Consider the following 12,549-nt stretch of genomic DNA (forward strand, 5'->3'; position numbering starts at 1 on the left):
GAGCGGATTTAATCGTTTTACTTGATATGAGGGTTGGCAAAGAAATAAGAAATCATTCCATGCGGAAATGAACTTCGCCGGAGGGCAATATCAGGGCATTTTTGGAAAAGGTAAAAGTAGTACCTTCCAGCATTCCGGTGGCAGTCGGCAATGCCTATCGTCATGGTTGTATGAAGGGATGGCAGTCAAAAAAATATTGTCGATCCCATTCGATAGTGATGGCGCGACCCGCGTTCGTCAGGGCGCACGCTCGTTTTGAGGCATTGTGCCGTTAGTGTCGTTGGCGTGGAATTGTGTAATGAAGCGATGAGGCATGGTGCCAGAGACCTTGATAAGTAGTGAGCCGTTATAATGGGGCGATTGTCCTTTTGATTCCCTTCCCCGCATGGCTGCTCCGCTTCCCCCTACTCCCACCGACAAGAAATCCCCGGAAAACATCCCGTCAGCAGGCCGCAAGACGGGCATTGCGTCGGAGAGAAATGCCGCGACTAAGCCATCTCGCTGGCGGCGTCTGCCCTTGGTGTTGCGCATGCTGATCGCTAGTGTCGGCGTGTTTGTGGCCTTGATTGCGATGGCCGCTCTCGGTATTTTCTTTATCGTAACGCTGGCCTACCCCAAGCTGCCGGAAATTGACTCCCTGACCGACTATCGTCCCAAAGTTCCGCTGCGTATTTTTTCCGCAGATGGCGTCTTGATTGGTGAATTCGGTGAAGAGCGTCGCAGCCTGATGCGGATCAATGAAATTCCCTTGATTATGAAGCGCGCTGTTCTGGCCATTGAGGATGATCGGTTTTACGAACATGGCGGGGTCGATTATCAAGGCATCGTTCGCGCAACTCTGGCCAATCTGCACGGCGGCGGCGGCGGCGCGAGCACCATTACCCAGCAGGTAGCCCGCAATTTCTTTTTAACCAGCAATGAGCCAACCTTTGTGCAGCGCGCTTCGCGCAAATTTCTTTATGAAATTCCATTGGCCTGGAAAATAGAACGCAGTCTGAGCAAGGATCAGATCCTTGAGGTTTACATGAACCAGATTTATCTGGGACAGCGGGCCTATGGCTTTGCCTCGGCAGCGCAGATTTATTTCGGCAAGAATCTGAAAGACATCACGATCGCGGAGGCCGCCATGCTGGCTGGTTTGCCGAAAGCGCCGTCCGCTTACAATCCGGTGGTCAATCCCAAACGCGCCTACGCGCGCCAGCAATATATTTTGCAGCGTATGAATCAGCTCGGTTACATCACCAATGCGCAATATGACACTGCGCAGAAGGAAGAGCTGGATATCAAAACCGACAACACCGTGTTTGGCGTTCACGCCGAATACGTGGCGGAAATGGCGCGTCAATTGGTCTATGCGCAATTCAAGGATGAAACTTATACACGCGGTCTGAATGTGTTTACCACCATCACCAAGACCGATCAGGATGCGGCCTATCTCGCGCTGCGGCGCGGCGTGATGGATTATGAAAAGCGTCATGGCTATCGCGGTCCGGAAGCCTACATGGAAATTCCCGAGGGATCGAAGGACGATATCGAAGAAGCGTTCGATGTTGAGCTGGCCGATCACCCTGCCAACGACGATATTTTTGCTGCCGTGGTGACGGCGGCGAGTCCCAAGCAAATTGATGCAGTGCTGGCGACGGGCGAAGAAATCAAAATCGTCGGGCCGGGACTCAGTTTTGCCACTAATTTATTGAGTGACAAAGCGCCGCCGCAACGCAAGGTCAAGCGCGGTGCGATCATCCGTGTGATTCAGGATGGCAAGGACTGGAGCGTGACGCAATTGCCCGATGTGGAATCGGCGCTGGTGTCCACCAGCCCGCAAGATGGTGCGATCCGCGCGTTAGTCGGTGGCTTCGATTTCAATCGCAACAAGTTCAACCACGTCACTCAGGCCTGGCGGCAGCCGGGTTCGTCGTTTAAACCTTTCATTTATTCCTCGTCACTGGAGAAGGGCTTGTCGCCGGCCACCATTATTAATGATGCGCCGCTGACGTTCACTCAGACCGGCGGTCAGGTCTGGCAACCGAAGAATTACGGCAGCAAGTTCGAGGGGCCGATATCGATGCGGCGCGCCTTGCAGAAGTCAATCAATATGGTGTCGATACGCATCCTCGACCGGGTCGGCGTCAAGTATGCGCAGAATTACATTACCCGCTTTGGTTTCGATGCAGAAAGACATCCACCTTATCTGACCATGGCTTTAGGCGCAGGCGCTGTGACGCCCCTGCAAATGGCGACGGCCTTTTCCGTTTTTGCTAACGGCGGTTACAAGGTCAACCCCTATCTGATTTCTAAGATTACCGATGTCAACAACAAGCTGGTGAGTTTCGCCAGACCGGTACAGGCCGGTGACGAGGCCAATCGGGTGATTGATGTTCGTAACGCCTTCATCATGGACAGTATGCTGCGTGACGTCGTTCGGCATGGCACCGGTTTCAAGGCGATGTCGCTCAAGCGTACTGATCTGGCGGGCAAGACCGGCACCACGAATGATTCGCTCGATGCCTGGTTTGCCGGTTACCAACCCGGACTGGTGGGCATTGCCTGGATGGGATACGACCAGCCGAAAAGTCTGGGCGGCAGGGAAACCGGCGGCGGTCTGGCATTGCCGATCTGGATCAATTACATGCAAACCGCACTCAAGAATGTGCCGAACGTGGATCGCACCGTACCGGCAGGCATCATTGAAAGCGGCGGCGACTATTACTACAGCGAATTCTCGCCCGGCAATGCTGCCGTGCGTGACCTCGGCTTGGGTGGTGCGGATGGAAGTGCTGCCCCCACCGAAGAAAAAACAAGTAACGCAGTCAAAAACGAACTCTTCTGAAGAACCGCTGATTAAGCTACTGCGCGGCGCAATCTCAGGGCTGCGATGCTCGTCGTACTCGAGTACGACTGCGCTTCTTACCCTGACCTTGCGTCGCTCGCTACGCTTACTCAGCGGTTCTGGTGCTGCCGGAGAAAAACAGGTGTTGACTAGATCTCAGCTTGTAAATGCGGATCGCATTCAGGTATTGCCATGTTCGCAGGGCTGCAAGAATTCAAATCGTCACCGTACTCAAATACGACTGCGCTTCTTACCCTGACCTTGCGTCGCTCGCTACGCTTACTCAGCGGTTCCGGTGTTGCCTGAGAAAAGCGGCTGTACACAGTTGTTCAGGTCGGGATACTGATCGTCTCAGACACAACCATGCTCTTCTCCGCTTGGTAAAGCCCAGCCGTCCTTAAAGTAGGGCTGGGCTTCTTACCCTGACCTTGCGTCGCTCGCTATGCTTACTCAGCGGTTCCGGTGCGGCCTGAGAAAAGCGGCTGTACACAGTTGTTCAGGCCGGGATACTGATCGTCTCAGACACAACCATGCTCTTCTCCGCTTGGTAAAGCCCAGCCGTCCTTAAAGTAGGGCTGGGCTTCTTACCTTGGCCTTGCGTCGCTCGCTACGCTTACTCAGCGGTTCCGGTGCGGCCTGAGAAAAGCGGCTGTACACAGTTGTTCAGGTCGGGATACTGATCGTCTCAGACACAACCATGCTCTTCTCCGCTTGGTAAAGCCCAGCCGTCCTTAAAGTAGGGCTGGGCTTCTTACCCTGACCTTGCGTCGCTCGCTACGCTTACTCAGCGGTTCTGGTGCGGCCTGAGAAAAGCGGCGGTACACAGTTGTTCAGGTCGGATACTGATCGTCTCAGACACAGCCATGCTCTTCTCCGCTTGGTAAAGCCCAGCCGTCCTTAAAGTAGGGCTGGGCTTCTTACCCTGACCTTGCGTCGCTCGCTATGCTTACTTGCTCTTACTTAGAGGTTCTGGCGCCGCTGGGACATCAGCGGCAGCGGGTGCCGGCTACATATCCTGCCGTTCGTCCTGAGTAGCCCGGAGGGCGTATCGAAGGATCCGGCGGCACGCCGGGCGGTTCAAGGTGCTGCCATGTTCCTCCTGAGTGCACAGCGGATTCCGTGATTTTTTAAGCAGGGTTTCCGGCGGCAAACTGTTGGTAACCGTTGGCGCGCAAGGCGCAGGCGGGACATTCGCCGCAGCCATATCCCCAGTCATGCAAGGTCCCGCGCTCGCCAAGGTAGCAGGTGTGGGTGTCGGCGCGGATCAAGTCGATTAAGGCATCGCCGCCTAGTGTGCGTGCGAGTTCCCAACTGGCGGCTTTGTCTATCCACATGAGTGGAGTTTCCAGTCTCAGGCGGGTGGCCATGCCCAGATTGAGTGCCACTTGCAGTGCCTTGATCGTATCGTCGCGGCAATCGGGATAGCCTGAAAAATCCGTTTCGCACATGCCACCTACGAGGACATCGAGTCCGCGCCGGTAGGCAACCGTGGCCGCTACCGTCAGGAATAGCAGGTTGCGACCCGGGACGAAGGTGTTCGGCAAGCCGTTTTCCTGCATCGTGATGGCGACGTTGCTGGTCATGGCGGTGTCTGAAATGGCGGCGATCAGCGATAGGTCGATCAGGTGATCGGCATCTAAACGTGCCGCCCAGTCCGGGTTCATGGCGCGCATTTTTTCCAGGATGGTAGGGCGTACCGTTAATTCGACGGCATGGCGCTGGCCGTAGTCGAAACCGATGGTTTCTACCCGGGGATAGCGCTCAAGAGCCCAGGCCAGGCAGGTGGTCGAATCCTGACCGCCGCTAAAGAGGACCAGTGCGCCTTGCGGCGCGGCGGCATTGTGCTTGCTTGTCATGATGTCACCGTGAAATTTTGGAAATGGTTTGCAGTGATTGTTCTATGTAGTCGCCGTCGGGATCGGTAAATCGCAGTTTTACCGGGTACCAGTCATGCCCCGGTGCCAGCCACACATCGAGTTTTTGGTCCTGATCGTCCGGTGGCGGTGCGCGGAACAGGTGTACCGTTTCGATGCGGCCCAGCGCGGTGTCGATTTTTTCGCGGCCAATTACTTTGAAGGCCCATGCCTCGGCATCTCGTTGACCGGCAACGAAGAACTGCCATTCAGAACCGGGCTTGAAGCGATTAGCGGCTGCGCGGGCAATGCCAATCAGTTGCCAGATGACGCTGGCGCGATCCTGTTCGCCGCCTATCAGAGGAAAGCTGGCGCTGCTTTGCGTGAATCCTATGGTGCGGGTGCTGCGATTGAAGGTGGTGGTGCTGGCATCTTTACGGAAACGTTTTTCGTCGAAACTGGCGGGGGCCAGACCGTAGTTGTCGATCATGCCTTTGCTGCTGGTATCGAGGATTTTGCCCAGCATGGCGGCGCGGATTTCAGTTTGCACGCTGAAGGTATTGGCCTGATGCTGCCATTTCACGACCGCATCGCCATTGAGCGTCAAACCGCTTTGCTGCGCCGTGATGGCATAGCCGAGTTCTGCCGGTGGCGGCAGGTTGATGCTGCGTTTTGTCGCGGGATGCGGGTCGGTCGCGGCGCTGGCCGGGATTGTTGCCAGTAGCGCGCAGCAGAGTGCGCCTAATAGGAGGTGTTTTCTGATCATCGTGTTTCTTCTTCCTGGTGTATGCATGTAAGAGAGGATGCCGGAGGGGCATCAGGATTGGATGCGGGATAGGGCCATATCCACGTAATCGCCGTTCGTTTCGGTGTAGCGTATTTTGACTGGATACCATTGGCGTTGCGGCGCCAGCCAGATGTCGATGCGCTTGTCGTAGGTGCCGCCCGGCAGTCGCACCAAGTGCCAGACGGTGAGATCTGCTCCGTCCAGTCGCATGGTTTCTTCGCCCAGCGTTTCAATGTGCCAAACGTCGCCGTCCCGTACGCCTGCAACGAAAAAATCAAACTGCGCGCCCGGTGCGAAGCGGCTGCTGTCGCCGTGCCCAAGACTAGCTAATTGCCAGAGGATACTGGCGCGATCCTGTTCGCCTCCAGTGAGAGGGTGTTCGGGATCGGCGCCGGAGAAACTGATGACGTTGCGGTCGCGGCGGAATACGGTTTCGGTAGGCGGTTTTCCACGCCGTTTTTCGGAATAGAGTTCCGGTGCCAGTCCGGCCGTGTTGACGACGCCTTCGCTACTGAAATTGAGCAGGGTAAAAAAAAGAATGCTGGCTTGACCCTGGATCGAATACCGTTTGCCGTCGGTGTTCCAGCGTATGGCAGCGCCGCTGTAATAAGTTTGTCCCTCGCGCAAGGCCTGAACATCATAAAACAGTTCTGCCGACGGCGGAGGAGAGGCCGGTTGTTGTGCATCGACAGTGGCGTCCGGCGCTGTCGGAGCCGGTGCTGCTTCTGCGCCGTTGTTCGCGCCATTGGCTGTGCCAGTGGCGTTGTCGCTGCCTTCTATTGCTGGCGCTGGAGAGGGGGGCGGCAGGGCCCGTGGTGTGGCTTTGGCGCGTGCCTGCGGCGCTGGGGTGGGCGGCTTCGGGCGCGGCGGTGGACTCAATGGTGGTGGGGGGAGCAATTCGACCTTGATTTCGCTAGGCAGGGAAATGGCCGGAGCGGGTTCTTGCAGCTGGCGGTTGCCCCAGCGTAGCAGTTGCAGATGCAGCAGCACGCTCAGCATGAGTATGGCCAGCGCGCTGGCGCGTCTTGGCCATTGACTTGGGCGCATCGGGTGGGAGGAGGGTCCTTTACTCATCCCCGGAGTGTAAACCTATCTATAGGAACGAGCCCGGCAAACCACGTACAATGCGTGGCCCTCGACGCGGCAGGATTGCTCTGCGTTACGGGTTGACCGCCATGTGAAAGGACGAACCCCATGTCAGGATTTTCTTTGTCTCGGTATGCCGGGGCAGTATTGCTAATGTGCGGGAGTTTGCTGGGGAGCGCGACAGTGCGCGCGGCCAGCCCTCTCGCACCGATTGAAATCGGCATGATAGAGGGCCTTTCCGGCCCGTTTGCCAATGCCGGCGACGCCGTGGTGCGCAACGTCCGCTTTGCCATTGAGAAGGTGAATGCGCGTGGCGGAGTCAAACTGCCGGATGGCAGACATCCCTTGGCGCTGGTGCTGTTCGATAACCAGCTGGCGGTTGAAGAAAGCCTGATGCAGCTGCGGCGCTTGAACGAGCGGCATATCCCCTTTGTCATCGAGGGCAATAGCTCGGCGGTTGCTGCGGCCCTGATCGATGCGGTGGGTAAGAATAATCAGCGTAATCCGCAACAACGGATGCTATTTTTGAATTACTCGGCAGTCGATCCGGCGCTGACGAATGAAAAATGCAGTTTCTGGCATTTTCGTTTTGATGCCAATGCGGACATGCGCATGCAGGCGTTGACCGAGGTGATCAAGGGCGATACGCACGCCAAACGGGTGTATCTGATAGGGCAGGATTACAGTTTCGGGCAGCAGGTGGCGCGGGCGGCGCGTGCGCAACTGGCCGCTAAACGACCCGATATTCAGATCGTCGGCGAAGAATTGCATCCCATCGGGAAGATCAAGGATTTTGCGCCATATATCGCCAAAATCAGAAACAGTGGTGCTGACACGGTCATTACCGGCAACTGGGGTAATGATCTGACCTTGCTGGTCAAGGCGGCCAGTGCCGCCGGTTTTCGCGCCAAATTTTATACGTTCTACGGCAACGGGCTGGGTGCGCCGGCGGCCATTGGTGACGCCGGTGTTGGCAGCGTGCGGGCAGTGGCCGAGTGGCATCCGAATGCCGGCGATGGCACGCCGGATTCGCCCAGCGACCAGTTTTACCGCCAATTCCGCCAGCGTTACCCCAAGGCAGCCGACGATTATGTGCACATGCGCATGTATGTGATGATCGATATGTTGGCGGCGGCAATCGAAAAGGCGCAGAGTACCGAAGCGCTGGCGGTTGCCAAAGCGCTGGAAGGGGCGCATTATCAAAACGCTTTTCATGCAGCAACGATGCGGGCGGAAGACCATCAATTAATACAACCGCTTTATGTGTCGATCATGCAGAAACTGTCGGACGGTGGGATCCGTTTCGATAACGAGGGTAGCGGCTACGGGTTCAAGACGGAACTTTACCTGTCGGCGGCGCAAACTGCCTTGCCTGCCACTTGCCGCATGCAGCGCCCGGTCCGATAGAGGCTCATAGAAATAAAGACAGAAGACAGCGCCTTAAGCACGACTGGCGTATTGCCCATTTGCCACACTAGGAGATCAACATGTTCAAGCCTGACCAGATGCCCGGCACCGGATCAATGGCCGATTCCTTTGAGTTCATTAAAAAAATGTGGGGCGGCTCCAGTATGCCGGGTGCCACCGTACCGAATTTGTCGGTCGAGGAGCTTAATAAGAAAATCACCGATCTGAAGGCGGTCGAGTCCTGGCTTGAGCTGAATATGAACATGTTACGCGGCACCATACAGACGCTGGAGGTGCAAAGCGCGACGATCGCCACGTTGCAGTCGATGGGGTCCATGTTTGGCGCGCACGCGGCGGCGGCATCGCCTGCGACTCCGCCAACAGCCTCGGGCTTCGGTTTTCCTGCCTGGCCTCCTGCACCAGCGGCTGGCGCATCCGCCAAGCCATCCGCCGCTGCGCCGCCGGTCCCCGAGCCGGCCCCTGCTGCTGCCCCGGAACCGGTAGCAGATACCGAGGCATCCGCCGCGCCACTAGCCAATCCGAACGCATGGTGGAATCTGTTGCAAGACCAGTTCAAGCAAGCGGTAGGTAATGCATTGCAGCCACAGGCTGAGGCACCAGTCGCTGCCAAGGCAAAAAAACCGGCCGCGCCGCGTGCTGCCCCGAAGAAAGCAGCGCCGCGCGCGACCAAGCCCGCCAGTGCGGTTGTTAAGCCAAAAGTCAGGCGCACTTAAAGCAGGATAGGGTCTTGATACTGCTAGTTGGCGACGTATTGAGGGCTCAGTGCTATATATACTGAGTGTCATATAGGCGAAATGATTTCGGTTTATTATGAGCATCTAGAATTATTGGTAAAATCTAATCGTTTATTCACAATTGCAGGGGCGTCAATGCTGTACCCAGAACTGTTTAAATCGCTTGAACAAGTACGATGGAACATGGAAACGGACATCCCGTGGGATAAGTTCGACCCTACGCTGCTGACCGATGAGCAGGCGCAAACCATTCGTATGAACGCTATTACTGAATGGTCGGCCTTGCCGGCAACGGAAATGTTTTTGCGCGATAACCGGGATGACAGTGATTTCAGTGCGTTCATGTCGGTCTGGTTTTTCGAAGAGCAAAAGCATTCTCTGGTGCTGATGGAATATCTGCGCCGCTTCCGTCCTGAACTCGTGCCGACCGAAGAAGAATTGCACAATGTGCGCTTTGAATTCGATCCTGCGCCGCAGCTGGAAACACTGATGATGCATTTCTGCGGCGAGATCCGTCTGAATCACTGGTACCGCTGTGCTTCGGAATGGCATTCAGAGCCCGTGATCAAGCAGATTTACAAAATTATCAGCCAGGACGAAGCCCGTCACGGCGGTGCTTACTTGCGCTATATGAAAAAAGCACTGGGTGAAGTCGGTGACACTGCACGGGCTGCCTTTGCCAAAATCGGTGTATTGATGGCGTCGGCGCGGCGTACTGAAAAACCTTTGCATCCTACGAACCTGCACGTCAATCAGGCGCTGTTTCCGAACGACACGGTTCAAAGCCGTTTGCCTGATCCAGAGTGGCTGGAACACTGGCTTGATACGCAAATCAAATTCGACGGCGTGTGGGAAAAGAAAGTGGTCGACCGTATTTTGCACAACATGTCCTTGCTGTTTGAGCGCACGTTTACTACGGTGCAGGAGCTCAACCGTTTCCGCAAGGAAGTGGTGGGTCGCATGGCGGAGGTTGCCGCGTCCTCGGCAGAGCCAGTGGTCCCGGCGGCGATTTAAGTCCGTACAAATCAGCTGTGCCGGATGTCTTTTGACCGATGGCGTGGCTTACTGCTCTTATCAAAACCAAGGCCGCAATGATTTGCGGCTTTTTTTATCGGACTCCAGAATGGCTGATTTCGAAGCAAAAATTTGTACGCGGGCGGAACTGCAGGCACGTATCGCAGCTTTGCCGCAGCCGGTTGTTCTGACCAATGGCGTATTCGACATCCTTCATCGCGGTCACGTCAGTTATCTGGCGCAGGCGCGTGCGCAAGGCGCTGCGCTGGTCGTGGCAGTCAATACCAATGCGTCGGTGCAGCGACTGGGTAAGGGGGCGGACCGTCCGCTCAATAATTGCGAAGATCGGATGGCGGTGGTGGCGGCGCTGGAGTCAGTCAGTCTGGTCGTGCCTTTTGAAGAAGACACTGCGCTGGAAGTGGTGGAGCAGGCGCGACCAGCAATCTACGTTAAAGGCGGCGATTACGACATGGCGACGATTCCCGAGGGGCAGGCTGTGACTGCATATGGCGGTCGCGCGATTGCCATTGCTTTCGAGCATGATCGCTCGACCAGCCAATTGCTGGCAAAGGTCAGACAAACAAGCTAAAAATTTTTGACCAACTACAGTGAGTTAGCTGCGCTCAGTGCGTAAATCTCGGCTGTATTTTAGTGCGGTGAGGGCGCAGTCCTGAGAGTGCTTTGCACGCGAGATTTATCAGAGGTTCTGTGGTTTTTTGCGAGTCCAATTCGCGCCGTATTGGCGTATTGGTCTGTAGATTGCGCTGTTCCGGTGACGTGTAAGAAATACGGTCACCGGATTGCCTGCATAACTGAATGTTTAATGCTTTGACATGTCCATGGTGTGGGTGCCGGCTTTCATTTCTTCCACCTGAACAGATACTTCCAACTTGCCTGCTTTTTCGAACGTCAATGTCAGCGGAATTTTATCTCCCGCTTTCAGCTGCTGTTTCAATCCGATCATCATGATGTGATAGCCATTGCCCGGGCGCATGGTAATTTTTTCTGACGGTTTGATGTCGATCACGCCGACTTCACGCATTTTCATCACATCGCCTTCCATCGACATCGTATGAATTTCCGTTGACCGTGCCGCCGGCGATGCAACTGCAATCAGTTTGTCGCCGGACTTCCCTTGATTGGAAATTTCCAGATAGGCCCCTCCTGCAGGTTGACCGGGTGCGGTAGCGCGCGCGTAAGGATGATCAATGCGCAGGTCACCTAGCTGGTATTCGTGGGCGAGGGCGACGTTAGAAAAACTGGCGGCAACGATCACGCCAAACAGCAAAGTACTAATCTTCATGAAAATTCCTTGTTAGATAATTGGTTCAACAGACTTTCCTGTGGGTCACTGATGCCGGATAAAGATCAAGGCCACCACAATGGAAGTAAATGGCGATCTTGAAGTTGTCACGATTTCGGAAGCCACAGGCGCGTTTTTGTACAGTTGCAATCTTCGAATTCAATCCTTCTGCGACGGCATTGGTAATGCGATGATTAAAATAGGTCAAGATGTTGGGCAAGTGCCGGGCAACCAGTTTGGCCTTTTCAATCATGGGCGGCAGGCGGCTGTGCGTGGCCCAGAAATACCAGCGCTTCCAGAACCGTTTGGCCCAGCCGAGGCTTTGGTAAGCCCACATCCCCCGCAACGATTCCTTCAGCGCCCAGGCGCGGGCCGTTTTCAAGTTGCCGTGCTTGATCTGATCAAATCTGGCGCGTGCAGCTGCAGGCATGTTCTCGGCGCTGTAGAGCCACAGGTACTTGCTGCGCTTGAGTGTTTCGTCGCCCTGTTGCAGCAGTGTTTTGTGTTCCTCCTTGCGCACGCGATCGACACCGTTGCCGACATGCTGCATGATGTGGAAGCGATCAAATACCATCTTCTCCTGCGCCTGCGGAACGTGCGCTTTGCAGCCGCTGATGTACGCCGGCCACATGTCCAGGCTGATCGCCTCGATCCCAGCAAGTTGCTCCCTGCTATAGGCGGCAAAGTACGCCGCCAGGCTTTCCTGGGTACGACCTTCCCCGACATACTCCACCGTCGCTGCTTGCCGGTCGCACACCAGCGTCATGTACTGATGGCCTTTCGCAATCGCCTTCTCGTCGATACCAATCTGTCTTGGCACGGCGGCGCCTTTGGCCGCACGCCCGCGCAATACCGCGCGTTCCATCAGGTGCCACGCTTGATCCCAGCTAATGCGCAGGATCTGCGCTGCGCGTTTGACGTTGGCGGCCTGCAGCAACTCGATGGCCAACACTTCAAACAGATGCGTGAACCGACTGCCTTGCTCCGCCCACGGCAACCCAACTTGGCGCACACCGTGTTCGGGACACGAAATCCGCGGTGGCCGGGCATGCAAGTACGTCAGAAATTGGCAACTGTCCAGATGCCGCCAAACACGCTCCGCCAAATGGTCATAGACCGTGCACGACGCCGCGCAGTCAGGACACGCAAACCGGGTACCGGCAGGGTGCGCGACGTGCACGTCAACATGCAGCTTCGCCATGTCCAGATCAACTCGCTCCACCGTCCACGGTTCATTCAAACCCAACAAATTCTGGTACAGCTCCTTGCCTTCCATTGCGCTACTCCCTGGCTAAACCTGCGCCATAGCGTACCCCTTACCCACAGAAATGTCCGAAGAACCAGATAATTTATGTTTCAGCAGGTTTTTGGTACGCTCCATGTTTCCCGTCGTCACAGGAGGGGCGCGAGCTTGTGCGATGCCGGTGGGCGTGTAAGCTGCGGAAAGTGCTCTCGTCACCGGCAAGTGTAAATGGCCGGTAAGTCGGTAGTGTCGCACAGTGGTTAATACGGGG

The 12,549-nt window shown here is 56.0% G+C and carries 10 protein-coding genes; 5 read left to right on the forward strand and 5 right to left on the reverse strand.

The window, feature by feature from the left end:
- Positions 1-385: 385 nt before the first annotated feature.
- The gene (locus tag RGU70_RS04975) at positions 386-2,830 is read left to right on the forward strand and encodes a penicillin-binding protein 1A (RefSeq protein ID WP_416186480.1); all 2,445 of its coding nucleotides are present in this window, start codon (positions 386-388) and stop codon (positions 2,828-2,830) included.
- A gap of 1,127 nt (positions 2,831-3,957) precedes the next feature.
- Here RGU70_RS04975 and queC read toward each other — a convergent pair.
- Genes queC through RGU70_RS04990 form a run of 3 tightly spaced genes read right to left on the reverse strand, consistent with a single transcriptional unit; the run spans position 3,958 to position 6,517 of the window.
- Positions 3,958-4,686 (reverse strand): 7-cyano-7-deazaguanine synthase QueC, encoded by a 729-nt coding sequence (gene queC / locus RGU70_RS04980; protein ID WP_322208295.1) that lies wholly within the window; start codon positions 4,684-4,686, stop codon positions 3,958-3,960.
- A gap of 4 nt (positions 4,687-4,690) precedes the next feature.
- Positions 4,691-5,449: a DUF3108 domain-containing protein gene (locus RGU70_RS04985; RefSeq protein ID WP_322208297.1), complete on the reverse strand. Its 759-nt coding sequence runs from the start codon at positions 5,447-5,449 to the stop codon at positions 4,691-4,693.
- 51 nt (positions 5,450-5,500) lie between these two features.
- Positions 5,501-6,517, reverse strand: a complete 1,017-nt coding sequence (locus tag RGU70_RS04990; protein WP_322208298.1) for a DUF3108 domain-containing protein — start codon at positions 6,515-6,517, stop codon at positions 5,501-5,503.
- A gap of 192 nt (positions 6,518-6,709) precedes the next feature.
- Between RGU70_RS04990 and RGU70_RS04995 the strand changes: the two genes are divergently transcribed.
- The 4 genes from RGU70_RS04995 (at position 6,710) to RGU70_RS05010 (ending at position 10,321) form a co-directional block, all read left to right on the forward strand.
- Positions 6,710-7,963 carry a branched-chain amino acid ABC transporter substrate-binding protein gene (locus tag RGU70_RS04995; RefSeq protein WP_322210703.1) on the forward strand — a complete coding sequence of 418 codons (1,254 nt, stop codon included), beginning with the start codon at positions 6,710-6,712 and terminating at the stop codon, positions 7,961-7,963.
- A gap of 80 nt (positions 7,964-8,043) precedes the next feature.
- A complete protein-coding gene (locus RGU70_RS05000; RefSeq protein ID WP_322208299.1) occupies positions 8,044-8,697 on the forward strand; it encodes a PhaM family polyhydroxyalkanoate granule multifunctional regulatory protein in 654 nt (217 codons plus the stop codon).
- A gap of 156 nt (positions 8,698-8,853) precedes the next feature.
- Positions 8,854-9,732, forward strand: a complete 879-nt coding sequence (locus RGU70_RS05005; protein ID WP_322208300.1) for a ferritin-like domain-containing protein — start codon at positions 8,854-8,856, stop codon at positions 9,730-9,732.
- A gap of 109 nt (positions 9,733-9,841) precedes the next feature.
- On the forward strand, positions 9,842-10,321 hold the full coding sequence (locus RGU70_RS05010; RefSeq protein ID WP_322208301.1) for an adenylyltransferase/cytidyltransferase family protein: 480 nt from the start codon (positions 9,842-9,844) through the stop codon (positions 10,319-10,321).
- Between the two features lie 231 nt (positions 10,322-10,552).
- Here RGU70_RS05010 and RGU70_RS05015 read toward each other — a convergent pair whose 3' ends face one another.
- A complete protein-coding gene (locus tag RGU70_RS05015; protein WP_322208302.1) occupies positions 10,553-11,035 on the reverse strand; it encodes a copper chaperone PCu(A)C in 483 nt (160 codons plus the stop codon).
- Between the two features lie 25 nt (positions 11,036-11,060).
- Positions 11,061-12,311 (reverse strand): ISL3 family transposase, encoded by a 1,251-nt coding sequence (locus RGU70_RS05020; protein ID WP_322207916.1) that lies wholly within the window; start codon positions 12,309-12,311, stop codon positions 11,061-11,063.
- Positions 12,312-12,549: the final 238 nt, after the last annotated feature.

Source organism: Herbaspirillum sp. RTI4 (assembly GCF_034313965.1).
Lineage (GTDB): Bacteria > Pseudomonadota > Gammaproteobacteria > Burkholderiales > Burkholderiaceae_D > Herbaspirillum.